Annotated in this window: 24 protein-coding genes; 18 read left to right on the forward strand and 6 right to left on the reverse strand. The window is 61.5% G+C overall.

The genetic code is table 11. From position 1 onward, the window contains the following. The first annotated feature begins 52 nt into the window (after positions 1-52). Both K6118_RS06060 and K6118_RS06065 read left to right on the forward strand, forming a co-directional pair. Positions 53-1,252 carry an acyl-CoA dehydrogenase family protein gene (locus K6118_RS06060; RefSeq protein WP_247119332.1) on the forward strand — a complete coding sequence of 400 codons (1,200 nt, stop codon included), beginning with the start codon at positions 53-55 and terminating at the stop codon, positions 1,250-1,252. Between the two features lie 14 nt (positions 1,253-1,266). Continuing rightward, on the forward strand, positions 1,267-2,385 hold the full coding sequence (locus tag K6118_RS06065; protein WP_247119333.1) for an acyl-CoA dehydrogenase family protein: 1,119 nt from the start codon (positions 1,267-1,269) through the stop codon (positions 2,383-2,385). Between the two features lie 74 nt (positions 2,386-2,459). On the opposite strand, the gene K6118_RS06070 is transcribed toward K6118_RS06065, so the two are convergent. After that, the gene (locus K6118_RS06070; protein WP_247119334.1) at positions 2,460-2,780 is read right to left on the reverse strand and encodes a cupin domain-containing protein; all 321 of its coding nucleotides are present in this window, start codon (positions 2,778-2,780) and stop codon (positions 2,460-2,462) included. Between the two features lie 114 nt (positions 2,781-2,894). Here K6118_RS06070 and pdxR point away from each other — a divergent pair, with 114 nt between their 5' ends. The 6 genes from pdxR (at position 2,895) to K6118_RS06100 (ending at position 7,682) form a co-directional block, all read left to right on the forward strand. Beyond that, on the forward strand, positions 2,895-4,367 hold the full coding sequence (gene pdxR, locus K6118_RS06075; protein ID WP_247119335.1) for a MocR-like pyridoxine biosynthesis transcription factor PdxR: 1,473 nt from the start codon (positions 2,895-2,897) through the stop codon (positions 4,365-4,367). A gap of 133 nt (positions 4,368-4,500) precedes the next feature. After that, on the forward strand, positions 4,501-5,223 hold the full coding sequence (locus tag K6118_RS06080; RefSeq protein ID WP_247119336.1) for a cytochrome c biogenesis protein CcdA: 723 nt from the start codon (positions 4,501-4,503) through the stop codon (positions 5,221-5,223). Then, the gene (locus tag K6118_RS06085; RefSeq protein ID WP_247119337.1) at positions 5,220-5,753 is read left to right on the forward strand and encodes a cupin domain-containing protein; all 534 of its coding nucleotides are present in this window, start codon (positions 5,220-5,222) and stop codon (positions 5,751-5,753) included. The genes K6118_RS06080 and K6118_RS06085 overlap by 4 nt, the downstream gene beginning before the upstream one ends. Continuing rightward, entirely contained in the window at positions 5,750-6,256 is a 507-nt protein-coding gene (locus tag K6118_RS06090; protein WP_247119338.1) for a TlpA family protein disulfide reductase, read from the forward strand. The genes K6118_RS06085 and K6118_RS06090 overlap by 4 nt, the downstream gene beginning before the upstream one ends. Beyond that, the gene (locus tag K6118_RS06095; protein WP_247119339.1) at positions 6,253-6,786 is read left to right on the forward strand and encodes a TlpA family protein disulfide reductase; all 534 of its coding nucleotides are present in this window, start codon (positions 6,253-6,255) and stop codon (positions 6,784-6,786) included. The genes K6118_RS06090 and K6118_RS06095 overlap by 4 nt, the downstream gene beginning before the upstream one ends. 320 nt (positions 6,787-7,106) lie before the next feature. Next, positions 7,107-7,682 (forward strand): PAS domain-containing protein, encoded by a 576-nt coding sequence (locus K6118_RS06100; protein WP_247119340.1) that lies wholly within the window; start codon positions 7,107-7,109, stop codon positions 7,680-7,682. A gap of 62 nt (positions 7,683-7,744) precedes the next feature. Here the strand turns inward: K6118_RS06100 and K6118_RS06105 are convergent, their stop codons facing one another. Further along, positions 7,745-8,662: a type 2 periplasmic-binding domain-containing protein gene (locus tag K6118_RS06105; RefSeq protein ID WP_247119341.1), complete on the reverse strand. Its 918-nt coding sequence runs from the start codon at positions 8,660-8,662 to the stop codon at positions 7,745-7,747. Positions 8,663-9,412: 750 nt separating this feature from the next. Here K6118_RS06105 and K6118_RS06110 point away from each other — a divergent pair. The 4 genes from K6118_RS06110 (at position 9,413) to K6118_RS06125 (ending at position 14,214) form a co-directional block, all read left to right on the forward strand. Further along, a complete protein-coding gene (locus tag K6118_RS06110; protein ID WP_247119342.1) occupies positions 9,413-9,901 on the forward strand; it encodes a hypothetical protein in 489 nt (162 codons plus the stop codon). A gap of 11 nt (positions 9,902-9,912) precedes the next feature. Beyond that, positions 9,913-10,155: a DUF4926 domain-containing protein gene (locus K6118_RS06115; RefSeq protein WP_247119343.1), complete on the forward strand. Its 243-nt coding sequence runs from the start codon at positions 9,913-9,915 to the stop codon at positions 10,153-10,155. Between the two features lie 455 nt (positions 10,156-10,610). Then, positions 10,611-11,198 carry a LemA family protein gene (locus tag K6118_RS06120; protein WP_247119344.1) on the forward strand — a complete coding sequence of 196 codons (588 nt, stop codon included), beginning with the start codon at positions 10,611-10,613 and terminating at the stop codon, positions 11,196-11,198. Between the two features lie 115 nt (positions 11,199-11,313). Then, complete coding sequence (locus K6118_RS06125) at positions 11,314-14,214, forward strand: M16 family metallopeptidase (RefSeq protein ID WP_247119345.1); 2,901 nt, start codon at positions 11,314-11,316, stop codon at positions 14,212-14,214. A gap of 30 nt (positions 14,215-14,244) precedes the next feature. On the opposite strand, the gene K6118_RS06130 is transcribed toward K6118_RS06125, so the two are convergent. The 3 genes from K6118_RS06130 to K6118_RS06140 all read right to left on the reverse strand — a co-directional run bounded on the left by K6118_RS06130 (position 14,245) and on the right by K6118_RS06140 (position 16,988). Next, positions 14,245-15,057 carry a type 2 periplasmic-binding domain-containing protein gene (locus K6118_RS06130; RefSeq protein ID WP_247119346.1) on the reverse strand — a complete coding sequence of 271 codons (813 nt, stop codon included), beginning with the start codon at positions 15,055-15,057 and terminating at the stop codon, positions 14,245-14,247. Positions 15,058-15,283: 226 nt separating this feature from the next. Continuing rightward, entirely contained in the window at positions 15,284-16,084 is an 801-nt protein-coding gene (locus K6118_RS06135; RefSeq protein ID WP_247119347.1) for a type 2 periplasmic-binding domain-containing protein, read from the reverse strand. A 91-nt stretch (positions 16,085-16,175) separates the two neighbouring features. Continuing rightward, positions 16,176-16,988, reverse strand: coding sequence for a substrate-binding periplasmic protein (locus tag K6118_RS06140; protein ID WP_247119348.1), 813 nt, complete (start codon positions 16,986-16,988; stop codon positions 16,176-16,178). 261 nt (positions 16,989-17,249) lie between these two features. Here K6118_RS06140 and K6118_RS06145 point away from each other — a divergent pair, with 261 nt between their 5' ends. Genes K6118_RS06145 through K6118_RS06160 form a run of 4 tightly spaced genes read left to right on the forward strand, consistent with a single transcriptional unit; the run spans position 17,250 to position 20,095 of the window. After that, on the forward strand, positions 17,250-18,149 hold the full coding sequence (locus tag K6118_RS06145) for a DUF6662 family protein (RefSeq protein WP_247119349.1): 900 nt from the start codon (positions 17,250-17,252) through the stop codon (positions 18,147-18,149). Between the two features lie 29 nt (positions 18,150-18,178). After that, positions 18,179-18,727 (forward strand): FMN-binding protein, encoded by a 549-nt coding sequence (locus K6118_RS06150; protein ID WP_247119350.1) that lies wholly within the window; start codon positions 18,179-18,181, stop codon positions 18,725-18,727. Continuing rightward, the gene (locus K6118_RS06155) at positions 18,720-19,544 is read left to right on the forward strand and encodes an FAD:protein FMN transferase (protein ID WP_247119351.1); all 825 of its coding nucleotides are present in this window, start codon (positions 18,720-18,722) and stop codon (positions 19,542-19,544) included. Before K6118_RS06150 ends, K6118_RS06155 begins: the two co-directional genes overlap by 8 nt. Then, positions 19,541-20,095 carry a hypothetical protein gene (locus tag K6118_RS06160; protein ID WP_247119352.1) on the forward strand — a complete coding sequence of 185 codons (555 nt, stop codon included), beginning with the start codon at positions 19,541-19,543 and terminating at the stop codon, positions 20,093-20,095. The genes K6118_RS06155 and K6118_RS06160 overlap by 4 nt, the downstream gene beginning before the upstream one ends. On the opposite strand, the gene K6118_RS06165 is transcribed toward K6118_RS06160, so the two are convergent. After that, positions 20,067-20,813 (reverse strand): class I SAM-dependent methyltransferase, encoded by a 747-nt coding sequence (locus tag K6118_RS06165; RefSeq protein WP_247119353.1) that lies wholly within the window; start codon positions 20,811-20,813, stop codon positions 20,067-20,069. The genes K6118_RS06160 and K6118_RS06165 overlap by 29 nt on opposite strands. 551 nt (positions 20,814-21,364) lie before the next feature. Between K6118_RS06165 and K6118_RS06170 the strand changes: the two genes are divergently transcribed. Together K6118_RS06170 and K6118_RS06175 are read left to right on the forward strand one after the other, a co-directional pair. Further along, positions 21,365-22,105 (forward strand): TetR/AcrR family transcriptional regulator, encoded by a 741-nt coding sequence (locus tag K6118_RS06170; RefSeq protein WP_247119354.1) that lies wholly within the window; start codon positions 21,365-21,367, stop codon positions 22,103-22,105. A gap of 466 nt (positions 22,106-22,571) precedes the next feature. After that, on the forward strand, positions 22,572-23,444 hold the full coding sequence (locus tag K6118_RS06175) for a substrate-binding periplasmic protein (protein WP_247119355.1): 873 nt from the start codon (positions 22,572-22,574) through the stop codon (positions 23,442-23,444). Positions 23,445-23,572: the final 128 nt, after the last annotated feature.

The raw sequence follows: 23,572 nt of genomic DNA on the forward strand, positions 1-23,572 counted from the left end.
GGGAAAGCCCCCGTGAGGGGGTAGAAATTTACGGGAATGGATGAGGCATATCATGCATCTTGAGTATACAGCCGAAGACGAGGCGTTCCGCCAGGAAGTGCGGGCGTTTTTGAAGGCCAAGCTGCCGGAAAAAGTATCCGAGCGCGTGAAAGCGGGCCAGATGCTCACCAAGGAGCAAATCCTGGACTGGCAGCGCACGCTGAATGAAAAACATTGGGCCGTCCATAGCTGGCCTGAGGAATGGGGTGGCTCCGGCTTCAGCCCGATCCAGAAGCATATTTACGAGGAAGAGTGTGTGGCCGCCGGTGCGCCCGAGCTGCCGCCGTTCGGCCTGACCATGCTTGGCCCGGTGCTCTTGAAGTTCGGCAGCGAAGAACAGAAGGCACACTATCTGCCGCGCATCCTGAATGGTGATGACTGGTGGTGTCAGGGCTATTCCGAGCCGGGTGCAGGCTCGGACCTCGCGTCCTTGAAGACCCGCGCTGTCCGGGACGGCGACCATTATGTGGTCAACGGCCAGAAAACCTGGACGACCCTCGGCCAGTTCGCCGACTGGATCTTCTGCCTCGTGCGCACCGGCACCGAAGGCAAGCCGCAGGAAGGCATCAGCTTCCTGCTGATTGACCTCAATACCCCCGGCATCGAAATGCGCCCGATCATCACCATCGAAGGCGGGCATGAGGTCAACGAGGTCTTCTTCTCCGACGTTCGCGTGCCGGTCGAAAACCTGGTGGGCGAGGAGAACAAGGGCTGGACTTACGCCAAGTATCTGCTGACCCACGAACGCACGGGCATCGCCGGTGTGCCGGCCGCGAAGCAGCAGCTCAAGAAGCTGAAGGAAATCGCGCGTGAGACCGACATGGGTGACGGCACCAAGCTGATCGACGATCCGGCCTTCGCCGAGCGTATCGCCCGCGTGGAAATCGACCTGATGGCGATGGAGCTCACCAACCTGCGCGTTGTTAGCAAGGCGCAGGCCGGTGGCGCGCCGGGTGCGGAAAGCTCGATGATCAAGATCAAGGGCACGCAGATCCGCCAGGAACTGACCGACCTCATGCGCCGTGCGGTTGGGCCGTATGCGCTCGCCTTCACGCCGGAGGTTTATGAGGAAGGCTCCAACATCGCGCCGATCGGGCCGGAGCATGCCGCGCTTTATGCCGGTAAATATTTCAACTACCGCAAGATTTCCATCTATGGCGGGTCCAACGAAATTCAGCGCAACATCATCACCAAAATGGTGCTTGGGCTTTAAGGGAGGCAAGGAAAATGGATTTTAATCTCTCCGAAGACCACAGCCTTCTGAAGGACATGGTCGCGCGCTTCGTGCGGGAAAAATATACCTTTGAAACCCGGGACAAGATCATCAAGTCGGACGTCGGCTACAGCCCCGAAATCTGGGCTGAGATGGCCGAGCTTGGCCTCGTCGCCGCCGTATTGCCGGAATCGGCGGGCGGCCTTGGTGGCACCGGGCTTGATATCATGGTGGTGATGGAAGAACTCGGCCGCGGCATCGTGGTTGAGCCCTATATCGCCACCGCAGTTCTGGGCGCGGGCCTGCTGGCTGAGGAAGCCGCTTCGGGCCGTGGCCCAGGCCTCCTGGATGACGTGGTCGCAGGCAGCAAGATCATCGCGCTTGCGCACATGGAAGCCGGTGCCCGTTATAACGATCAACGGGTGAATGCGGCCCTCGAGAAAGCCGGTGACGGCTTCAAACTCACGGGCGCCAAGTCGGTGATCCTCAATGGCGCTGAGGCTGACACGCTGATCGTTTCGGCCAAGGGGCCGGAGGGGCTCGCGCTTGTCCTCGTCGACAAGGGCGCGGACGGCATGACCGTACGCGGCTTCAAAACCCATGACGGCGGCCGCGCGGCGGAAATCAGCTTCGACGGTGTCGCCGTCTCCGCGGATGACGTGCTCCTCTCCGGTGCGGACGCTGAAGCTGCTCTTGGCCGGGCGCTGGCCCGTGGCACCTTCGCCGTCTGCGCTGAAAGCATCGGCGTGATGGAAGCCGCGCGCGACGCCACGCTGGAATACCTGCGCACCCGCACCCAGTTCGGTGTGCCGATCGGCAAGTTCCAGGCGCTCCAGCACCGTCTCGTCGATGTGTGCCTGGAAATCGAACAAGCGCGTTCGATCGTGCTTCTGGCCGCAACCAACCTCCAGCATGACGCGGCTGAGCGGGACAAGGCGGTGAGCGCCGCCAAGTCGCTCATCGGCCGGGTTGGCCGTCTGGTCGCCGAGGAAGCGGTGCAGATGCACGGAGGTATCGGTGTGACCTGGGAATTCTCGGTCGCGCATATGGCCAAGCGCCTGATCATGATCGACCATCATTTCGGCGATACCGATCATCACCTGGAACGCTTCCAGAAGCTGTCCGCCGCCTAAGGGGCGGACACGCGAAAAACAACAAAGGCCCGTGCCGGTGTGGCGCGGGCCTTTTTCGTAATGGCAGCCAGCCCCTAGAGAAGCTGAACCGTCTGGTCGGTGACTACCAGGAATTCCGTATCTTCCAGTGCTTCGGCATCATGGACCTCACCGGATTCAACCACCCAGTAATCGCCGGCATCAAGCGTGATATCGCCAACACGGAGGCGTCCTTTCAGGACCAGCGCCTGTTCGCGCCCAGGGTGCCGGTGCGGCGGATAACTACTGCCTTTTTCCATGGCGACGAGGGTGGTGCCGCCAGCACCTGCCCCCTCGTTCAGGCGCAGGGTTTTATAAAGAACCCCCTTGATGTTGATATCCTCCCAGGGAAGATTTTTCAGGGTTTTGGTTTGCATTTTGTTTCCTTCGCTGTGGCTTGACATCGGGCCATGGCTGACATCATAGATTTGTAAATGGCCCACACGAAGGGCCATTATAGGCTATATGGCCGGTCCAATTTGGAGGCGATCATGAGCAAGGGATCCGCAGGCGCCGTCTTTTCGGGAATTACGCTCGATGAACAGGCAGACCTGCCGCTTTACCGGCAGATCTATTTGGCGCTGCGGCAGCCGATGCTGGATGGCAGCCTGCCGCCGGGCAGCCGGATGCCGTCCACACGGACCCTGGCAAAGGACCTCGGCGTCGCCCGCAACACAGTGGTCGTGGCCTATGACCTGCTGGCGGCGGAGGATTTCATCGAAAGCCGGGTTGGGGCTGGCGCCGTGGTGCGGGCCGATGCCCGGCGCAAGGGCCCCGTCGGGGGGCGAGGGACGGATAGCCCCGTTACACGCCCGCAGTCGCAGCCGTCAAAGCGGGCGGCGACCACCAAGGCAGCGCTTGGCCATGTGATGGAAGGAAAGAACCTGCGCATGGCATTCGGCGTGCCGGATATAAGCGCTTTTCCGGCGCATCTGTGGCAGGGGATTATCGGCCGTACGCGGCAAACGCAGGCGGGCTGGGGCCTTGAAAGCGGGGATCTTCTCGGCCTTAAGAACCTGCGCCGGGCGATTGCTTCGCACCTTGCCGTCTCCCGCGGGACCGTATGCGACCCCGCGCAGGTCATCATAACGTCAGGGACACACCGTTCGCTCGACTTCGCTCTCAAGGTCACGACCGATCCGGGGGACCGGGTCTGGGTCGAAAACCCCGGCTACAAATATGCCTATGGCGCCATGGCGTCGGCGGGGGTGAAGACCATCCCCGTGCCGGTGGATGCGGATGGATTGGACGTCAAGGCCGGGGTGGCGCTTGACCCGCATGCCCGGGCGGCATATGTGACGCCGTCCCATCAGTTTCCGCTCGGCATGACCATGGCGCTCAGGCGCAGGGTTGACTTGCTGGCCTGGGCGGAACGCGAAGGCGCCTGGGTTTATGAGGATGATTATGACAGCGACTACCGCTATGCCGGGCGGCCGCTCGCCGCGCTCCAGGGGCTCGACAGGGCGGGGCGGGTTATCTATATGGGCACCTTCAACAAGGCGATGTTCCCGGGGCTCAGGCTCGCCTTCATGATTGTCCCCGAGGCGCTGGTCGATGCCTTTGCCACGGTTATCAGCGCCACGGATGGTGCACCACCGCCTTTCATGCAGAATGTTCTCGCGCAGTTTATCGAGGAAGGGCACCTCGAAAGCCATTTGCGGCGGATGCGGACGCTCTATGCCGCGCGTTATGCTCATGCGCTTGAGGCCGTCGCCGCCCGTGTGCCGGAGGCCACTTTTCTTCCGTCCGGCGCAGGGATGCATGTGACGCTGCGGCTGCCGGCGGAGACCGATGACAAAACCTTGTCGGCGCAGCTTCTGCAGGCAGGCTATATGATGCCGCCTTTGTCGTCCTATTGCTTTGCGCCCAGGCGGCAGGCAGGCCTGATGCTGCCCTTCGCCGGGGTCCCGGAAACGGTGACCGATGCTGCCCTTGATGCCCTAGCCAGGCTGCTGCGGCACTAAACTGCCTGCCTTCAATATTGGACTACTTATCCCATCCATAATGGACCTTTTTCAAAGCCAATTGGCCGCCTAGCGTGCAGCTAACGGCCGGGTGTTCCGGCCTCTGTTCGGGTTCCTTGGAAGGGGTAATTCCATGTTTGATACGTTTGAAGCGGGCTTGCGCGCGGGGGCTGGGCTGGATTTCGGTCCGGCGATGATCGCGGCGCTGGCCGCTGGGGTGGTGACCAGCCTCACGCCCTGCGTTTACCCTGTGCTGCCGATTACCATCGGTGTTCTGGGCCGCGCCGGGCGGGATGCGTCCGAGGCCTACAGCCGTCTCCGGCACATCGGCAATGCTGGGCTATATGCACTAGGCCTTGCCGGTACCTATGCCGGGCTTGGTTATGCCGCCGCATCGGCGGGCGTCTTTTTTGGCGCCGTCGCGACCAATCCGGTAACGCTTATTCTGGTTGCGAACCTTTTGTTCCTGTTTGCGGCCTGGTCCATGGGTTGGGTCAGCTTGCCGGGGTTTTCCCTGCAATCCGTGGCCGGGACCGGTGTCCCGATGAAGAAGTATCAGCTCGTCCTGATGGGGGCGGTTTCGGGCCTGGTGATCGGCCCTTGCACGGCGCCGGTTTTTGGCGCGCTGATGTTTTATATTTTCAGCTCGGGGGACCGCATCAAGGGCGCGCTGCTTCTGTTTACCTTTGCACTCGGTATGTCGCTTGTCCTGGCGGCGGCGGGGTTTATCGCCGGTGTGGCTGGCAGGCTTCCCCGGTCCCCGCGCCTGATGAAGGCTGTCAGCCGTTTTCTGGCGCTGCTGGTTGCCATCACTGCTGAATATCTGCTGGTGCAGGCGGGAAGGGGGCTGCTGTGAAACGTTTGCTTTCCCTCTTCGCCGTTTTGATGCTGGCACAAACAGGCCACGCCCATGACAGGGCGGGGGAGCGACCCCAACGCTGTCCGGCCAACGGCCAGGCCGTGGCTGGGCCTGATGTCAGCTACGGCGCCTATAAATTGATGCTGCCGGGCCGGGCGCTCATCACGGTGCTGGCGGACTGCGGCACGCTTAGAGGCGCCAATCTGGAAGTGGCGGAAGTTACTTTGATGCCGCGCAAGGGCGGGGTGGCTGTCACCCCCAATCATACCCATCCGGGGTATGAGCTTTTCTATGTCCTGTCCGGGACACTCCGTTACGGCGTCGCGGACCGGGTCTATGAGGTGCGGCCGGGCGGTCTTGCCATCATCCGGCCCGGGGTCCGTATCTTCCATGATGCCATAGGCGGGAAACCCGTGAAGCTTCTCGCGATCTGGAGCCCGGCAGGCGCGCTTGAAGACCTCAAGGACCGTTTCGGCTTTGTGCCGGTTTCCGATTTTCCGACATCAGTAGAAGGGAACAAAAAATGAAGTCATTTCTCGTCGCCGCCGCTTTGGTGGCAGGATTGGTCTCTGCCCCGGCCGTGATGGCGGAGGCCACCCAGGCCAGCCCGCTTGTGGCCCATATGGAGGACGGAACGGCTGTACCGCTTGCCGGGTTCCCGGCCGGTCGGCCCGCCGTTGTCAAATTCTGGGCGACATGGTGTGTGGAATGCCGTCATGAGATGCCGGAACTGCAAAGGATGTACAGGCGCTACGGCGACAAGCTCAGTTTCGTTCTGGTCGATATCGGCTTCAATGAAACACCGGCCAAAGTCGCCGCGTTCCTGAAGCAACATGGCTATAGCTTCCCGTTCGTGTTCGACAAAAATGCCCAGCTCTTGCGGGCCATGCATGTGTTTGGGACGCCCACGCATATCCTGCTGGATGCCCGCGGCGATGTGATCTACCGCGCAGGCGCACTGGATGACCGGCTGCGCGCCCAGATCGCCAGCCTGGCGGACGGGCGTACCGGCCAGGGAGGGGAGCAATGAAGGTCCTCCGCCGCTTTTTCGCGCTTGCCTTGATGCTGCTGTCATGGCCCGCATCTCTGGCATACGCCGCGTCCATCCCTGTGCCCGCTGTGGCGGCAACGGCGCTTGACGGACGGCATGTCGATAGTGCCGCCTTCCGTAGGCGAAAACCGGTTTATCTCTATTTTTTTGCCCAGTGGTGCGAGACATACCTGATGAACACGGACAAGGCGGCGGCAGGGCGCTGCGCTGAGGCCACGAAAGCCATGCAGGCGCTGGAAGCCAGCTATGGGGACCGCATCGCGATTATCGGCATCGCCTCAAGCCTGAGCGCGACCCCGGATGGCGTGCGCGCCTTTATCAAAAAACATGATGTCCGCTATCCGGTCGTGTTTGACGAAGGCGGGCGTCTGTTCTCGGCCTTCGGCGTGATGGCCTTCCCAACCTCGGTCCTGATTGGGCAGGATGGGACCCTCTCCGCCCGCCTTGTTGGCACTGCCGGGGTGGACCGGTTGGAGGGCCTGCTTTCCCACTCGCCAGCGTTGCGATAAACTGTTCGTGAACTGCGACGAATGACAGGTGTGGGGGCTTTAAGTCCGCCGCGGCGTCCCCATATATGAAACATCCGGGGTGCCCCACTCCTCCCCCCCCTAAGCCCCGGACCAACGACCCGCGCGCCGCCCCCCCCTAATGACGCGCGGGTCTTTTCTTTTCTGGGGTCAGCCTTTGCTTTCCGGGTACTCAAGGTCTTATTATTGCTCGATAAAGTAGCAAAATATCCACTATTTACGATTGTTAAAGGTTTCCCCGGGTACAGTGTCGGTCCTTGGCGCTCAGGGGGAGCACCAAGCGAAAAGACAAGCGAGAGACCATGGTGCACGGTGACAATCAGTCAGTTTCTTCCCAGCTCACCGCGCAGGATATGGATGACAGCAAGACCCTCAGGAACGTGAAACCGTCCGATGCGGCGCTGAAGCTGGTGTCCGGGTTCGAAGCTGTGTCCGATGCCCTCAAAAGCCGTTATCTCGCCGAGATGCTGGATTATTACGCCAGCCTGAGCGCGGGCACGTCGGGCCTGCCGTCCCCTGCCCAATTCGATCCGACCGTTTTGCCGCACCATATGCCGAACCTCTATATGGTAGAGCTTAGGCCGCGCCAGGATGGCGGGACAGAGTATCATTACACCATGTTCGGGACCGGGCTGAGGCTGCTTTTCGGCGTCGATATGACCGGGAAGCTGATTGGCGAATTCCCGGATCATAACCGGGTCGAGCGTACCGCTGAGGTGTTCCGCCATATTGCCGAAACCGGGCTCCTTACCCGCACGGCGGGCGAATTCCAAAGCCGCAACGGCATGCCGGTGTGGGGCGAAGCGCTGACCATGCCGCTGGGGGACATGGGCACCGTGACCCATATTGTCGCCGACCTGGATTACGACAATCGCTAAGCCGGGTTCCGGCTTTTTTCATTTTTGGATGTGTGCTTTCCCCACGTGTAATGCGCCTGGGGTCAATGGTCTTTGGGCGCCAAGAAGATGCTGGGCTCCAAGCCGTTCAGGCGGAAGAAGGTGGCCAGTGCGCCGCTTTCGGTCGCCTGCTTCAGCCGGGCGTTGAACCCGCGCAGGAAGGCCCGGTTGGCCGGGGTGTCATGGCAGACGATGCGGATGATCGGCGTCGGCACCGGGACATAATTCGGGTCATAAGGCGGCAAGGGTTCCTGGAGGTGCCGGAAGACAAACAGCACATCGGGCAGGTTGGCGACAATGGCGTCCACCGTGCCGGTTCTCAAAAGCTTGGCTTTGTCCACCTCGTCAGCGATGGGGATGAAGGTCACATCCGGCACCTTCACCGAATGCGGGATTTTGGCCCCCATGGCGAAGGCGATGCGCTTGCCGGTCAGGTCCGTTTCCTGGCTGATCAAAGGTTTGCCGGGGGGCGTGAAGATACGGATTGGCGAGCGGAGAAGCCCGTCGCTTTCAATCAGCCTGTCATGCTCATCCCAGTCGCCGGTGCGGTAAAGCGTGTCGACATTCTTGGGGTAAACGCAGCTCTGCCTGTCTTCAAGGAAGGCGCGCATGGCCCGGCGGTAGGGGATAACGTCATAATGCTTCCGGGCGGTTTCCGCATCCAGCAGAAACCGGATCAGATCGTTATAGAAGCCGGTTCTATCGGTTGCGAGTGTGATACCCCAGCTGGTGGCATAGATATGGGCCGGGCTATTGCCTTCAGCAAGTTTCGTGGCCGCGTCGGGGGATGTTTCCCCTGGCACCAGCTTGTGCAGGAATAGTGGTTCCCCGGAGGTGTCAGGGCCAGGGGTGTCACGGACAACAGAGGCTGCAGACCGCCCTGCGGATGGCTCAGCCCCCGCCGACAAGCCGATAGCCAGCATCAATGCTGCGATCGCCGCGCCGAAACCCCGGATGGTCATGTTACCCCTTTTGCGCAAATCCCCAGGTGCGGATAAGAAGCTGTCAGCCTCTTATCGCGCCTGGTTACACTCTCCCTAAGCGAAAGTGTAAGCCGGAAAAGGTTAGAACTTGCTTAACACGGGGCCTGATGCCGGGCTCTCTTGGCCCTATATCATGATAGCCCGGCGGATATGCCATAAGGTTGCGTAATAAAATTTTACAGATGGCGCATTTCTCTTATTGACAATTGCGCGGTTCAGCAATTAAAGAAGCAGACAAGCGAGCCCGTGGTGGGTTCAGCGAACGGATTTTGAAACATGACTTACCTTTGGACCATCTCGAAAGCAGTGAAGGGCGCACAAATGTTTATTTGTGTCCGTCACGCGATCGTGCCCAGGGGTGGAGCTGCCGAGATCTAGAGCAGCGAATAGAAACAAAAGTTTCAACCCCTCCTGGGCCAAGGCTCCGGAGGGGTTTTTCGTTTTGGGCCTATACGAAAAACCAAGTGAAGCGTTGAGGCCCCAGTGAGTGATGCGTTGAAGAGAATGCCCCGGGTTGGGGCAGTGAGGAACAAGGCCGAAGGGCCGGTGACATATCAGACGCTGCCGCATAGGTACGCCCCACGGGGACGCCGAAGGTACGCAAAGAGACATCACCGCCCCGGATGCCGAGACTGAAACGAAACTAGGGTCGATAAGACCAGATACGAGCTACGGAGAAAGTCAAAGGGGCGTGCAGCCCCGGAGAAAGAGGCGTATAAGGAAAGAACCATGAGCGCGATTTTCCAATTCAGCCCAGCAGCTACGGGCAAGGAGAGATTTGAAGCCTTCAAGGCGGCATTGCCGCTGGCCGTAAGGCGCGCCCGTCGCGGCTTCGGCGGCTTCATCACCCTCGACCTTGGCCACCCCATGGAGCCGGACGCCATCACGGGGGAACCCCAATGGCAATGGCACCTGTGGGTCTATACCTGCGACTGGGACCTGAAGCGCGGTGGGGAACGCCTGCTGTGGCGGCGCGAAAGCGACAATGCCCATGCCAATCTGGTGCTTGAACGGCTCCAGGGCGAGGATTTGGTCGCGATCGAGTTCGCCGAAGCCGACGACTGCTTCATTTTCCGCTTCTCCGGCGGCTACGACCTGCATGTCGACCCGAACTTCTACGGCTATGACGCCGGTGACGACATGTTCATGCTGTTCAAGCACGGCGAGCGCGATGTGCTCAGCTATTCGCCTGAACGGCGGTTCTACAAAGCAGCGTAAGGAGCAGGACTATGGACTTATTTCACGACGTAAAACTGCCGGCCGACATGCCGCAGTATGGTCTCCGCAAAGGCTCCACGGGCGCGATTGTGTCTGAGGGCCGCTCGCACCGCCGGATTTATACGGTGGAGTTCCCGCAAGGGGCGATGCGCGCGTCGACCATGCTCGACCTCGATGCCGATGCCTTCGACCTGACCGGTGAAACCGTGGTCGTGGCGTCCTGGCGGCAGGCAGCCATGGTGCTCGAACGCTGAGGCACGACAGGCCGTAAGTGGGCCCGGTTTTCCAGAAGAAAATCCCGGGCTCCAGGTCACAAGCCCTGACCTTTAGCCGTTAACCCCCTCCGGGGACCGTGTTTTCTGTTTTTCAGCAACCAGGCAGATTGACATTCCCGGACCCAAACCATTGAGACCCCTGGCGCCGCCTCTCCTCCCCCTTACCCCTGAAGGCGGCGCTCCCCTCAAGCCCCACGTCCCTAAGCGTGGGGCTTTTTTTTGCCCTCATCGCGGCCGGGGCTAACTCCCCGCTTTCGTTTATGATTCTGGCGTGTGCCGAGGTCTGACAAGTCATCCGGGCGCACTTTCATCTTGCAGTTGGCCGGTGGGAACGTCAGGCTATAGGGGAGGGTTCGGCCTTGGGAAGGGAACCGAGCTCGGGGGACAGAACTGCAAGGGTGGCTTACGGCTGCCCAACATGGGAGGGGACTGACATGATCGCAGCATATAGTGTGATTGGACTTCTGGGCTTTGCCGTCATTTGGGCGGTCGTGGCCTATAACGGCCTTGTCGAGGCGCGGGTCAAGAAAGACAAGGCCTGGCACGAGATCAGCGCCCGGATGAAGCGGCGCTATAACCTGATTCCGATCCTGGTGGAAACCGTGAAGCGCCATGCTGGCTATGAGCGGGAAATCATCGAAAATGTCGTGCTGGCGCGCAATATGGCGGCGACGACAAACGGCAGCCCGGCAGCCCAGGCTGCGGCTGAAAACAGGCTGACGGAGTCGCTCCGGCTTTTGTTCGCGGTGGCGGAGACCTATCCGGAATTTAAGGACAACCAGGTCTACATGGGTATTCAGGCCCAGCTTGCTGAAGAGGCAGAGCATATCCACGAGGCGCAGGCCCGGTATAACGACGCTGTCCGCAGCCTGAATGACAAGATCGATACATTCCCGTCCAGCCATGTGGCGGACATGTTCGGCTTCGAAGCGTCCGAGTCTTTCGATCTGGACGAAGGCAAGCAAGCTTCCGCGCCCGCCGCACCGATGGCCATGATGCTGAAATTCGGCGGCAGCTGGTAAGGCCGCGCTAAGGCTGTCTCGCGGAACGCGGTCCCAATTTCACCTTGCCCCGGCGTGAGCCACGGGGCAGGGTGTAAAGAAGGGGCGAAGGTTTGTTTGTTATCGGAGTTAGGTTTTGACCTATCCTGCTGTGCTGGCGCGGCGCGCGCTGTTTGTTCTCGTCATTTCCCTTTTTGCGCATCTGGCGCTTCCTCCCAACCCGGCGATCGCCGCCCCCAAAACGGGCTGGCCGCAGGACCATAGCGACCTCAAGCCGGACCCGAAGCTGCATTTCGGCACGCTCAAGAACGGCATGCGCTATATCCTCATGCATAACGAAACCCCGAAGGGGGAACTTTCGATCCGCCTCCGGATGAATGTGGGGTCGCTTTCGGAACATAAGGACGAGCGCGGCTACGCCCACTTCATCGAGCATATGGCCTTCAACGGCACCAAGAACATGCCCGAAGGCCAGTTCGTCAAAACCATCGAACGGCTGGGCATCGCCTTCGGGGCGGACGCCAACGCCTACACCAATTTCGATGAAACAGTGTTCCAGCTCGACCTGCCGAACCTCAAGAAAGAAACGCTGGATACCTCCTTCATGATCATGCGGGAAATCGCCGGGAACGTGCTGTTCGAAAAGGGCGCGGTGGACCGGGAACGCGGCGTGGTCATGTCCGAATACCGGCTGGATCAGTCGGTCTCCTCGACCGCGGGGCGCAAGGAAACGGAATTTCTGGTGCCGGGCTCGCGCGCGTCGAAGCGCTTCCCCATCGGCACGGCAGCGGCTTTGAAGGCGGCGACGCCCGCCAAACTGAAAGCGCTTTACCATGCCTTTTACCGGCCGGAAAACGCGCTCCTGATCGTGGTGGGCGACATGCCGGTGGACGCCATGAAAGCGCGGGTCGAGAAGACATTCGCGGACTGGAAGGCCTCGGCGCCTGCGCGCGATACGGCCTATATGAAGGAAGTGCCCTATAAGGCGAATGCGAAGCCTGAGGTCAAGATGATGGTCGCCGAAGGGCTCGGCAACGCCATCGGCATCAGCCAGGTCGCGCCCTATAAGCGGGAGCCGGACAACCGCGCCACGCGGCTTAACGCTTTCATGCGCAATGTGGCGCTGTCCATCGTGAACCGCAGGCTGGACCAGCGCCGCACCGAAGGCGGGGCCGGGATGCTTTCGACCGGGGCCAGCTATTATCACCTGTATCAGGCTGCCGATGTTGCGGGCGTAACCGCGGGCATGGAGCCTGCCCTGTGGCAGAAGGCGCTGACCACGCTGGTGGAGGAATATCGCCGCGCCTATCAGTATGGCTTCACAAAGGCGGAAATCCATGAGGCGCTTCTTAATGAAGAAACCGCCGCCCGCCACGCCATCGACGCTGAAGCCAAGATGAAGAACGCCACCATTGCCCGGAGCCTGGTGCAGGATTTCGGCGAAGACTGGGTCGCGATCGACGCCCGCGCCAACCTCGCGCTGGTGCATGAGGCCGAGAAGGCCCTGACGCCTGCGAAGCTTCTTGAGGCCTTCCGCGGCATCTGGGGCACCGGCGCGCCCAAACTGTTCGTGACCGGCGGCAAGGACTTCAAGGCCACGCCGGCGGATATCCGCGCGGCGTATGACAAAGCGGCGACCATGGCGGTGGCCGCGCCGAAGGAAGAGGCGGAAACCAAGTTCGCCTACACCCACTTCGGCACGCCGGGCAAGATCAAGTCCGAACGCAAGATCCTGGGCGGCAAGGCCACGGAAATCCGGTTTGAAAACAACGTCATGCTGACGCTGATGCCGACCAAGTTCGACAAGGCCAGTGTTTACGGCACGCTGCGCTTCGGCGGTGGCCTCGCGGCAATGGACGCCAAGGACGGCGCCGCCCGCTTCCTGTTCGATAATGCCTTCGCGGTCGGCGGCCTGAAGGCCCATGACCGCAACGCGCTGATGCGGCTTCTGGCGGGCAAGACGGCGGGGCTCTCGAGCTCCACCCACGGCATCGCCTACCAGTTCAGCGCCGGTTTCCGGCCTGAGGACATGCTCCTGCAAATGCAGCTTTGGGCCGCCTATCTCACCGCCCCCGGCTACCGCGAGGAAGCGGTGCGCTGGTTCCGCCGCGGCTTGCCCGGCTATTATGAGCAGATGACCTCCACGGCCTCGAACGTTGCCTATGCCCAGGGCGCCAACATGTTCTACGGCAAGGACTACCGCTTCGTGATGCCGCCGCTGAAGACGCTTGAAAGCGTGGATATGGGGGACGTGAAGGCGCTGATCGACAAGGCCCGTACCCACAGCGCCATCGAAATGACGCTGGTGGGTGACTTTGATGAAAAGGCCGCGATCGACGCGGTTGCCCGCACGCTCGGTGCGCTGCCCAAGCGTGCGGCGGAGCCCGCGTATCTGGCGCATTCGATATCCATCCCGGCCCAGGCGCCCGAGCAGGAGACGCTCTATCACAAAGGCCCGGCCGATCAGGCGACTCTGCGGCTCAGCTGGCCGACGGATGACAATACCGACATCAAGCGTACCGCAGCCCTGAACCTGCTGTCCGACGTGCTTGAGTCCCGCCTGCGGGACAAGGTGCGGGAAGACATGGGTGCGGCTTATGCGCCGGGGGTCAGCCACTCTGCCTCCAGCTTCCTCAAAGGGTTCGGGCTTTTCATCGTACAGACGGATGCCCGCCCGAAGGATGTGGGCACGCTTGAAGGCATCATTGAGAAGCTGGCCGAACATGTCGGCACCATCAGCGCCGATGAGATGAAGCGTGCCCGTGCGCCGGTCCTCGCCGCGCACCATGCCGCCTTGGAGACCAACCGCTATTGGCTTGGCCGTCTGCTGCTGGCCCAGTCCGACCCGCAGACGCTAACCTACAGTGACCGCTACTATGCGGCTTTGAAGGCGCTGACACCGGCGGACCTTGAAAAGGTCGCGGCGGAATATCTGAAGAAGGATGAGGTCAGTGTCCTCAAGGTTCTGCCTGAGGCGAAAACGGTTGAAGCAAAGGCCAAAGCGGGCACCCAGCCCAAGCGGCCGGACGCAGGCTAAGCGCGTGATCTGCTGGCTTTGCCGGTGGCTTTAGCGGTCGCCGCCCGGCAGATAGTGCGTGGCATCCAGACCCTGACTGTTGAGGAAGCCGGCGAGCGTACCGTCGGCTTCTATCTTTTTCATGTGCGCGTTCAGCTTGCCGATGAAAACACGGTTGTCCGGGGTGTCGTGGCAGACGACGCGTACCTGGGTGTTATTCAGCTCAAACGCCGGGTTGAAGGGCGGCAGCGGCGCGCCCAGCCGGTCCATCACGAACTTCAGGTCCGGCATCGCCGCGCTTATCAGGTCCACCCGGCCCGTAAGCAGCATCTGCGCCTTGGCGGCCTCATCGGTGACGGCAATGAAATCGATATTGGCGTCGCGCAGGAAATAGGGCACGCGGGAGCCCATGGCATAGGCCAGCACCTTATGCTCGATGGCGTCGGCTGAAGCGGGCGGTGTGGTGCCGGGGCGGGAGAAAACATAAACCCGGACCCGGATGATGGGCGCGCTTTCGATCAGCCCGTCGGTCTTCTCAATTTCCTTGCCGTCCATCAGAAGTTTCAGGTTGCTGGGGTAGAGGCAGCTGGTTTTCTCATCGAAGAAGCGGGCCTTGGCACGGCGGTAGGGCTGGATCTCGTAATCCGAGCCCATGTCGGCTTCCATGATGGTCCGGCGGGCGAGGTCATTATAAAAGCCGCTGCCGTCCGACTTCAGTGTCATGCCCCAATCGGTGGCGAGAACATGGGTGAGCCGCGTGCCGACCCCGTCCATTTCGGACCTGTCCTTTGAACCAATATGGATCGGAATGGCTTGGACGGGGGGCGCTGAGGTCATGAGCGCGAGGAGACCAAGGCTGGCCATGGTCTTACATGCCCAGCGCTTAAGCTGGGGGGACTTCGTGTAGGTCTTGCCCGTCCGGCTATGGGTTATCGCAGTAATCAAATCCGGCCACTCCTGTCTGTGACCCCCCACCTACGTCGGTTAGCATGGGCTGGCGGCCCCTGACAAACATTATCGCAAGGGGACGGGCCAGAAGGATTTCCCGATGAAGGCTTACTGGGAACAGGCAGGGGGGACGCGCCTGTCGTCAGGGGGCTGAGGGCATGTAGGCCGCGGGCTCAAGCCCACTGTTTTTCAGGAAGGTTTCAAGCTTACCGGACCGCACAAGCGCATCGACGCTTTGGCTCAGCCCCTGAAGGAAAGCCTTGTTGGCCTCGGTCGCATGGCAGGAGACAGTAAGCGCGGCGGAGCTGACATCAAACCCCGGCGCGAAGGGCGGCAGCGGCTGCTTGAGCGCGCGGAACACGAACAGGGCATCCGGCAGCGCCGCCACGATCATGTCGACACGGTTACCCAGCAGCAGGCGCGCCTTGTCCAGTTCATCGGAAACCGGAATGAAGAGGGCGTGGCCGTTTTTAAGAAGCGTCGGTATTTCCGCGCCGGACGGGTAGGCGATGGTTTTGCCCGCAAGCCCATCCATGGTGGCGACCGCCTGCTCGCCCGGGCGGGAAAAAACATGCATCCGCGCCTTGATGACGGCATGTGCCTCAGTGAAGCCATCGGTCGTGGGGATGAGGTTGCTGTCCTTCAGGAAGGCCAGGTTGGTCGGGTACAGGCAGGCGTTCTTATCCTGCAGGAAACGGCGGATCGCCCGGCGGTAGGGCAGGATTTCATAGTTGGCGGCCATGCTGTTTTCAGCCAGCACAAGACGCGCCAGGTCATTATAGAAACCGCTGCCGTCGGCCTTCAGGGTCAGCCCCCAGTTGGTGGCATAGATATGGGCGGGCGGGTCTTGGCGTGGGGCCGCAAAGGCCTGCGTGGCTCCACCGGCCAAGGCCAGCACCACCATTAGTATGAGCCGAGCTGTCATGCGCTTAAAACGGTGCATGAAACGCTGTCCTACCCCCGCAATAAGAAATGCAATAGCAGCAAGTATAGCGTGAAAAGGTTAATGGAATTGCTACTGTATCGGTATGGTTTTAACCGTTCCTGGGCAGATATAGGTCCGGGTCCAGCCCGTGCTTTTTGAAAAAGGCCCTGAGCGCGCCGTTTTTCAGTAAATGGTCAACCCGGGCGTTGAGGTGGGTAAGGAAGCGGATGTTCTGGGGTGTGTTGTGGCAATCCACGCCCATGGGCGATGTATCCAGCACCAGTGTGGGCGCATAGGGCGCCATTTTCACGCCCAGCTTGCGGAAGACGAATTCCGCATCCGGCAGGGTGGCGGTGATCATGTCAACCCGGCCCGAAAGCAGCATCCGCGCCTTGTCCACTTCATTGGCGACGGCGATGAACTGGACATCATGGCCGCGAAGGCGTGCTGGCGTGCGGGCACCCATGGCGTAGGCGATGGTCTTGCCGTTGATGGCAGCCTGGTCGGTGATGGGAGGGTCGCCAGGGCGGGAGAACAGGTGCAGGCGTGTCAGCACGAACGGTTTGCCGGTGACATAGCCATTCGCGGAGGCCATCGTCCCGCCCTTAATTGTGAAGGTCAGGTTGGAGGGGTATTTGCACGCGGTTTTGTCTTCTATGAAGCTCCGGTTTGCCCGGCGGTAGGGCAGAATTTCATACTCCACCGGACCGATGTCCGGCGCGCTCAAAAGAAGGCGGGCGAGGTCGTTATAGAAGCCGGTGCCGTTGGCCTTCAGGGTCAGGCCCCAGTCAGTGGCATAGATATGGGTGGTTGGCCCCGCAGGCGTCTTGGCGGCGCCCGCAGATGCGCCCATGCGGTAGGTGGTCTGGCCGGGGATACCGGCAGGCCGGCCGCTGGCATGTGCCGCCGAAAACCCTGCCATAAATCCCGCTGCAACAAGTGCTGCAGACACCGCAATTCCCTTGGTCGCTGCCCCAAAGGACATCGGCTAACCCCCAGTCAGTCATTCCTATCATTTTGGAGTGTAACGCGAATTCCGGACAGAAGCATAGCGAAAGATTTTTAGTTGAGAATGTTATTAAGAATCACTTGCAAAAACTATTTAAGGCGGTTTATGGTCCCCTCGAACACAAACACCGAGTCACGACACACCCCGAAAAGGGGACAATCAGGGAGCTTATGAATGACCCGTATCCGACCGCTTGCGACCGCCGCCCTTATGGCCGCTACCTTCGGAACCATCAGTGCCGCGCACGCCGACGAAAGCCTGCTCGGCCGTGTGAAAAGCGCTGAAGTCCTGCCCAAGGGGGCATATGACCTCACACTCGGCACCACCTGGCGCCAAGGCAAGGACCGGGGCAGCTATGACGGCGTCGATGTGAAGGCCGAGCTTGAATATGGCCTCACCAACCGGTTCCAGCTCGGCTTCGCCGTCTATGGCCGCAGTGTGCGTAACCGCGGCCTTTTGGTCGATGGTTACCTGCCGCAAGAAGGCACTTTCGGCCCCAAGCTCGCCGCCATCGAGGTGGACAGCAAATATAATTTCCTGAGCCCGGCGAAGGACGATTTCGGCCTGTCGCTTTATAGCGCGCTTTCCTACGGCTGGATGGACCAGCATTCGGGCCAGGACAAGAACACGCTTTCCTTGGAGATGAAGCTCCTCGGCCAGAAATATTTCATGGAAGGCCAGATGATCTGGATGGGCGGCATCGGCTTTGAAGGCACCTATGCCGACCGTGCCTATATCCCCGGCCTGCCCGAAGGCTTCGACTGGCCGATCGACCCGGAAACCGAGCTGGAGATCACCGTCAACACCGGGCTTTCCTACCGCTTCGCCCCCAGCTGGTACATCGGCGCGGAAATCGAATATCAGACCGAGTTTGAAACCGAGGTCGGGCAGGAACGCTGGTCGGTCTTCGCCGGTCCCTCCATCCACTATGGCGGGGAGAAATTCTGGATGACGGCGACCTGGCTGCCGCAGCTGGACGGCGGTGGGGAACGCTACCCGGGACAAACCTCCGGCCTGCATCTCATCGAGAAAACCAAGAACGAGTTCATGTTCAAAATCGGCATGAACTTCTAAAGCCCGGTTCCCGGAACGAGGAAAGCCCCATGACTGACGCACGCACTTTCGGCTTCATGCTCACTATGCCCGTCCTGGCGATCAGCCAGTCGGTTTACGCGAAGGATTATCTTTCGGTCCCTCAGGCGCAAAAGCTTCTGTTCCCGGATGCCGAAAGCTTCGCGCCCCATACGGTGAGCCTCACGAAGGCCCAGAAGAAGGCGATCAAGAAGCTCTCCGGCGTGCGTCAGCGCTGGGATGAACAGAAGGTCTGGAAGGCCGTGGCCGGGGGCAAAACCCTCGGCTGGTTCATCGTCGATGAAGTGGTGGGCAAGCATGAGTTCATCACCTACGCGGCGGCGCTGTCGGCGGACGGCCATGTGCTGGGGCTGGAGGTGATGAGCTACCGCGAAACCCACGGCGATGAGGTCATGCAGGCGGACTGGCGCGCCCAGTTCAAGGGCAAGACGCTCGGTGATGTTTTCAAGCTCGATGAAGACATTGCCAACATCTCGGGTGCGACGCTTTCCTGCCGCAACCTGACGGACGGCGTCCACCGTCTGCTCGCGCTTGAAAAGCTGGTGCTGAACCGTGGCTGAGCACCTGCGCAGCCGCCCGCTTCTCGGCACCTATGTCGAGATCGGTGTTCCCGGTGACGGGAATGCCGCCACCGACCGCGCCATCACCTGCGCGTTCGAGGCGGTCGGCCATGTGCACAGCCTGCTGTCGTTCCAGGAAGCGGGCAGCGCGCTTAGGGCCGTGAATGCGGCGCCGATGGTGTGGCATGACCTGCCGCCCGCCTTCGCCCGCGTGCTCCGCCTGTCGCTTCTGATGATGCGGCGTTCGGGCGGGCTGTTTAACCCCACGGTCGGCGGCGCGCTGATCGCGGAAGGCGCCTTGCCGGGGTGCGGGGATGACCTGCCGCTCCCCTACGGCACGGCGGACGATATCGAGCTTATCGGTAACTGCGTGCGGCTCCGGCGCCCGCTCGCGCTGACGTTTGACGGCATCGCCAAGGGCTATGCGGTTGACCGCGCGGTGAAGGCGCTTCGCCAAGCTGGCATGAGGGCAGGGTGGGTCAACGCGGGCGGGGACATGCGCGCCTTCGGGGACCATGCCATCCCTGTCAGCAGGCGTGAGGCGGATGGCAGCCTCCGCCCTATCGGCGCGCTTCAGAACGGTGCTATCGCAACCTCCTTGGTCGCCCCGCACGCGGGGGACCGTTTCCCCAGCCTGACCGTATCGGCAGGCGCAGGCGTGCCCATGCCCGGTGTCTGGACCGTGTCTGCCCGCTACGCCTGGCAGGCTGATGCGCTGACCAAAATTGCAGCCCTCGCTGCCCCTCAACACCGCGTGGCGCTCATCCGGGCGCTTCACGGTGCGCTTATCGCCGGACCGCAGGAGGTGGCGGCATGAAGGGCTATCCGAAACTGTTCGGCTGGACGCTGATCCTCACAGCATTTGGGCTTCTGCTCAGCGGGCTGCTCCTCATCCCCAGCATGCTGGATTTCCGGCTGGAAATGGATGTGCCGTGGCGGCTGGGGGCATCGGCAAGGCTGATGACTGCCGCGCTGCATGCCGGGGTCGCTTTCCTGATGCTGATGTTCCTCGGCGCCCTCTGGTCCGTCCATATGCGCGGGCACTGGCGTAAGGGCAAGCACCGGGTCTCCGGCAGCCTGCTTGTCTCCAGCTTCGTCTTGATGGCGCTGACCGGCCTTGGGATCTATTATTTCGGGGGGGAGGGCCTAAGCCTCGGCGCCAGTATCGCGCATGTGGGTGCGGGACTTTTCGGCACCGGCCTTTTCCTGTGGCACGGCATCCGGGGTTATCGTGCCCGCACCGCCAAGGACGCCCGCCATAAGGCGCGGCAAGTGGCGCGGAAAACGCCGCTCACGCTCGTGGCCTCCCGCGCGGAAGAGGCGGCGGAGGAAGTAGGCGTCAAAGAGGTTTCCGGCCCCAGCGCATGAACAGCGGCCAGCGGATATGCCGCGTCTCCACATCGCCCCACGCTTGCCGGAGGGTGGGCGCATAGGCGTCCAGTGGGTTTGCCCCCAACTGCCGGGTCGCGCGTTTCACCGACGACCATGTGTTCATATAATTGATCAGCTGCTCCACCGACCAATCGGCGGTCAGCGCATAGCCGGGGTCCGGGTCTTCGGCGTAGGGGAAGCTGAATTTGCTGTAGCGGGTTTCGATATGCGCACGGTCCGCGGGCCAGTAGGGGCCGATGATATCGCGGTAGAAATGCAGGAACGGCGCCTCCAGCTCGGGCGGCAGGTCCATCAGGCCGTACCCCACCAACGCCAGCCGCCCACCCGGTTTCAGCACCCGGTCAGCGGCATGGTAGAAGGCGGGGAGGTCGAACCAGTGCGCGGCCTGCATGGCGGTGATGAGGTCGACGCTTTCGGGTGCCGCGTCCAGCGCCTCGGCGGTGCCGACCCGGTAGTCGATGTTGGGACGCGCCTCCGCGTGTTTGATCTGTTCCGCGCTGCCGTCATAGGCGATGACCTGGTCGAAATGGTCAGCCAGATGCACGGAAAACTGGCCGTTGCCGCAGCCGACATCGATGGCGAGCGCGTGCCCCGGCAGGTCCTTGGCGAGTAGGGCGGCGAGCCCGTCGTCATAGACCGGGCGGAAGGCCTTGTAGCCGGCGCTGTCAGCGGAAAAATGATCCTGGAAACTCATGGAAATATCCCTTGGCTGCGGGGATGACACCATAGGCCCAACCCGCCTCCCGGTCCAGTCGGTCCAACCCACTGGGTGCGATTTTCCGCCCGGCAGCTCTGCCCCTAAAGCCCGCGTGCCATCCTGCCTGCTTTGCCCCGGCCCCCATGCCACAGGGCCTCCGCCGCCCATCCTTTCATTCCGCTCACCTTCCGCTCCTCATCCAGTCTTCCCTTAGCCCATTATTTTTATTCTATTTTCCTCTTGTAATAGAATTAGAATTCTGATTCTAATTAAGGGCCGGAAAAATGAAGAAAACGGTTCGGCTTTTTGCTGGCGCGTCTTGGGTGGCGGGTTGGCGATGTATCTTTGGGTGCGCCTTTTGGGTGTGGCTGAAGGGGCCGGTCGCGGCCGTGCGTTGATGCGACGGACGGTCGGTCGCTTGTGGCTGCCTTTTGGCGGCGGGCACGGGTGACACTGGTGAACGGCGTACTGGGACGGACATGCGGACGTCCGGGGCTTTGGCTTCGGGCGGTGAGAGATGAATTTTGGGCAATGCCGAGGGGTGACGTATGAGCTCTGTTTCTGGGGTACAGTCAGGTTTTGGGGTAAGCACGGGCGCGATCGGTCCGTGGATCTACGGGCGCTGGGCCGAACCGCCAGCGCAAAGGCGCAGCCGCCGCACTTTCTATAAGTTTCTCGATGCCGCCGAGGCGCTTCTGGGTGAACGCCCGTGGCATGAGGTTTCGGTGCAGGATATCGTCCGTTCGGCCGAGGCGTCGGTTGGGGCCTTCTATAATCGTTTTTCCGACAAGGCGGCGCTTTTGCACTGCCTGGATGACCGGCTGGCTGAAGAATGCGAGCGCACGGTCGACGGGTTGATCACCGAAATGAAAGCCGCGCCCGTGCTCGTGTCCGAGGCGCCCGCGATCATGGTCAGCCTGTTCATGCGGCTGTGCGCCCAGCATGGCGGGGTGATCAGCGCGCTGGACCTTTCGGCCAAGATGGCGGCGCCCAAGGGGGCGAAGGCGCAAAAGGCCAAACAGCAGAAGGCCGGTGATGCGGCGGAGACGGCAGACAGCGTCTTCGGGCTCGGTGCCCGGTTCGATGGTGCGCTGACCCGTTTCGCCACCTTCCTCAGTGAAGAGGTGCTGGCCTACAAGGGGCACACGGCGGCGGCGCTTCTCGGCGCGTTCCAGGAGACCTTCTGGCTCACGCGGGAGCGGATCATCTACCGCCGGCAGGACGAAGGCGCGCGCCAGGGGCTGCATGATCTGCTGATGCGCCATTTTGCGGCCAGCCTGCACCGTTGACGTCAGGCCTGGGCTGAAGTCAGGCTTGGGCTGAAGCTGGGCCCGGGCCGAATGTGCCCGGGTTGACCGGCCTGAAATTGAATTCGGGCCGGTAGGGTTGAATGCGGGGTGCCGTCGCCGCCGGGTGCTGGATGGCACCCGGTCTGGAAGGGCGACTCTTCCTTATATTTGGCGCGCTTTTCCTTGCAGACGATTGCAGGATTTTGGCCCTTCACAGCCTCAGGGTGTGACGTGATTCCCATAGCGCGAGCAGGCACCCGGTTGGGCTATAATTTTGGTAAAATTTTCAGTTTTCCGCCAATCTGTCATTGCGCCGTGGTCGAAAGCTTGCGACCGTCACTGGAGGGAGAGGACGGGGCAAGACTGGTCGTGTCCTGTGGGTGCGGGGGCACCTTGAAAGGATACGCAAGAAGCCAGCTGTCTCAGCCTTGGGTGTAATTCAGGCTTGGGTGACTTTTTGTTGCGTTTGAAATCTATTTTTATTTCCGGCCTTTTGGCGGCGGCCCTGACAGGCGGGTCTGCATTTGAGGCAGGGGCCCTTGAAGCGAAAGCTGAGACCGCCCCGGTTATCTATGCCACCGCATGGGGCTATACGCTGGCGCAGGACGGCAGCGGTTTCTATAACGATGTGGCCGCGGCGCTGACCAAGCGCGAAGAGGGCCGCTCCTTCTATAAGCTCATGCCCTATAAGCGGGCCAAGGCGAAGTTCCTGGCGGACGCCGGCGGGTGCTTGTTTCCGTCATCGGTCGATGTGCTGAAGGCGGGCGGCCTCGCGGATGAGAAGCACCCGATGGTGCAGACCGAACCCCTGTTCGAGGCGAGAACCCATCTGTTTGCGGCGCCGGGGGAGGAACCCCCGCACACCATGGCGGACCTGAAGGGCAAGCGGATCGCGCTGCCCGCAGGCTCGATGATGATGGATCTCCTCAAGGGGTCCGGTGCCAAGATCATCGGGGTCAATGATGAAGAGAGCAAGGCCGAGATGCTGATGAGCGGCCGGGTGCAGGTCATGTCCGGGATGATGCCGGATACCGGCCTTGTCTTCGCGCATATGGGGCGGCAGTTGCCTGCCTTCGACGGCCGCTTCAGTTTCCTCAATGTCGGGCTTGCGGTGGTGTGCCGCAAAACGCCGGAGACGGAAGCGCTGATCGGCCGGCTCAATAGCCGAATCGCCGAGCTGGAGACCGACGCGGCCTACCGCGATATGCTTCACAGGGCAGGCGTCAAACCCGTGGGGGCCGGTGCGGAAGCCATGAATGCCATCATGCCCGCGGGCGGTGCCGATAGGCTTTTGCCGGCGCCGGCGGGGCGGCGGTTCCCACACCTCAAATTACGCTAAGCCGTAGCGTCATATACCTTTCTGCGCCGTGTCGGCCCTGTGCAGGCGCTGTACTGGCCAGGGCGCGCGCACAGCGTATCGCTGCCGAACTTCGGTTTATCGCTCGCATCGACCGTTTCGTCGCACAA

This window comes from Kordiimonas marina (genome assembly GCF_023006325.1).
Classification (GTDB): Bacteria; Pseudomonadota; Alphaproteobacteria; order Sphingomonadales; family Kordiimonadaceae; genus Kordiimonas; species Kordiimonas marina.

Bases quoted from the DNA above. Each gene is read 5' to 3' on its own strand.
- pdxR (WP_247119335.1), top strand. From the start codon at position 2,895: ATGAGCAAGGGATCCGCAGGCGCCGTCTTTTCGGGAATTACGCTCGAT.
- K6118_RS06165 (WP_247119353.1), bottom strand. From the start codon at position 20,813: ATGAGTTTCCAGGATCATTTTTCCGCTGACAGCGCCGGCTACAAGGCC.
- K6118_RS06120 (WP_247119344.1), top strand. From the start codon at position 10,611: ATGATCGCAGCATATAGTGTGATTGGACTTCTGGGCTTTGCCGTCATT.
- K6118_RS06100 (WP_247119340.1), top strand. From the start codon at position 7,107: ATGGTGCACGGTGACAATCAGTCAGTTTCTTCCCAGCTCACCGCGCAG.
- K6118_RS06060 (WP_247119332.1), top strand. From the start codon at position 53: ATGCATCTTGAGTATACAGCCGAAGACGAGGCGTTCCGCCAGGAAGTG.
- K6118_RS06095 (WP_247119339.1), top strand. From the start codon at position 6,253: ATGAAGGTCCTCCGCCGCTTTTTCGCGCTTGCCTTGATGCTGCTGTCA.
- K6118_RS06070 (WP_247119334.1), bottom strand. From the start codon at position 2,780: ATGCAAACCAAAACCCTGAAAAATCTTCCCTGGGAGGATATCAACATC.
- K6118_RS06150 (WP_247119350.1), top strand. From the start codon at position 18,179: ATGACTGACGCACGCACTTTCGGCTTCATGCTCACTATGCCCGTCCTG.
- K6118_RS06145 (WP_247119349.1), top strand. From the start codon at position 17,250: ATGACCCGTATCCGACCGCTTGCGACCGCCGCCCTTATGGCCGCTACC.
- K6118_RS06080 (WP_247119336.1), top strand. From the start codon at position 4,501: ATGTTTGATACGTTTGAAGCGGGCTTGCGCGCGGGGGCTGGGCTGGAT.
- K6118_RS06110 (WP_247119342.1), top strand. From the start codon at position 9,413: ATGAGCGCGATTTTCCAATTCAGCCCAGCAGCTACGGGCAAGGAGAGA.
- K6118_RS06115 (WP_247119343.1), top strand. From the start codon at position 9,913: ATGGACTTATTTCACGACGTAAAACTGCCGGCCGACATGCCGCAGTAT.
- K6118_RS06170 (WP_247119354.1), top strand. From the start codon at position 21,365: ATGAGCTCTGTTTCTGGGGTACAGTCAGGTTTTGGGGTAAGCACGGGC.
- K6118_RS06090 (WP_247119338.1), top strand. From the start codon at position 5,750: ATGAAGTCATTTCTCGTCGCCGCCGCTTTGGTGGCAGGATTGGTCTCT.
- K6118_RS06160 (WP_247119352.1), top strand. From the start codon at position 19,541: ATGAAGGGCTATCCGAAACTGTTCGGCTGGACGCTGATCCTCACAGCA.
- K6118_RS06135 (WP_247119347.1), bottom strand. From the start codon at position 16,084: ATGCACCGTTTTAAGCGCATGACAGCTCGGCTCATACTAATGGTGGTG.
- K6118_RS06105 (WP_247119341.1), bottom strand. From the start codon at position 8,662: ATGACCATCCGGGGTTTCGGCGCGGCGATCGCAGCATTGATGCTGGCT.
- K6118_RS06140 (WP_247119348.1), bottom strand. From the start codon at position 16,988: ATGGCAGGGTTTTCGGCGGCACATGCCAGCGGCCGGCCTGCCGGTATC.
- K6118_RS06130 (WP_247119346.1), bottom strand. From the start codon at position 15,057: ATGGCCAGCCTTGGTCTCCTCGCGCTCATGACCTCAGCGCCCCCCGTC.
- K6118_RS06065 (WP_247119333.1), top strand. From the start codon at position 1,267: ATGGATTTTAATCTCTCCGAAGACCACAGCCTTCTGAAGGACATGGTC.